Origin of the sequence: Lunatimonas salinarum (assembly GCF_017811155.1) — a bacterium.
GTDB lineage: Bacteria > Bacteroidota > Bacteroidia > Cytophagales > Cyclobacteriaceae > Lunatimonas > Lunatimonas salinarum.
This window is the reverse complement of record NZ_JACVCV010000093.1, coordinates 1-798: the sequence shown is the minus strand read 5'-3', so window position 1 is coordinate 798 and position 798 is coordinate 1. Positions and strand designations below refer to the sequence as shown.

At 39.8% G+C, this 798-nt stretch carries 2 protein-coding genes; one reads left to right on the top strand and one right to left on the bottom strand.

Going from position 1 to position 798, the window contains the following annotated elements; translation table 11 throughout:
• Positions 1-201, bottom strand: a 201-nt coding sequence (locus IAQ59_RS22040) for a hypothetical protein (RefSeq protein WP_209333016.1), incomplete at its 3' end; no start/stop codon positions are given.
• Between the two features lie 39 nt (positions 202-240).
• On the opposite strand from IAQ59_RS22040, the gene IAQ59_RS22035 reads away from it, so the two are divergent.
• Positions 241-732: a hypothetical protein gene (locus tag IAQ59_RS22035; RefSeq protein ID WP_209333015.1), complete on the top strand. Its 492-nt coding sequence runs from the start codon at positions 241-243 to the stop codon at positions 730-732.
• Positions 733-798 lie beyond the last annotated feature (66 nt).

Genomic DNA, 798 nt, shown 5'->3' with positions numbered 1-798 from the left:
CTTGCTAACGCTTCGGGGCGTTACCCCCGCACGTAAGGGACTTGCACCCTCTGGAATATTATGGTATCTTCGATACCAGATGCCCATGCCGGGCACACACATTTTGTATAAGTAATGGCAGGCAATGTGGTAAATATCAAGGTTTATAGTCCGCTCAAACTGCGTAGCGGTTTGACAGGAAATTACCACGCAATCTGCCACTACTCATACAATATACCGTTGGCACACATTTAAAAAAACATGAAACAAATTATAATTACATTACTTCTAAGTCTTTTGGCTATTAGTCAGTTGTTTGCTCAGAAAGAATATGAATCAGCTACTTTACATTTTTTTAGGACAGATAGATTTTATGGAAAGTGGGTGAAAGTGAATGTCATTACGAACGACTCAATCGTTGGAAAGCTAAAAAATGCGCAAAGACTAATTTATGAAGTCTCAACCCGAGATTCTATAACAGTTTCTGGTTTGTATAAACTGATGAACAAGGAAACTGACGAATCAATAACTTTTCAGCCAGAACCTGGAAAAGACTACTATTTCGAAATCTTCTTTTATGGAGATATGTACAAACCAACTGCGGTCATATGGACTGGAACGACTGCTATTCAAATGTCTGATCCTGTTGAATACGGAGTGAAAATTGTTGGGTTAGATCCAATTGTCGGACGTGAAAAGTTCAATGACGAAAGCCTCTTCAAAAAAAAGAATGAAACGATTGTAATAAAATAAAACGAGTGCCAATCGAGTAGACGGCCCCGCCAACCGTTAGGTTAGCGAGGTGCGCCTCTCACACCA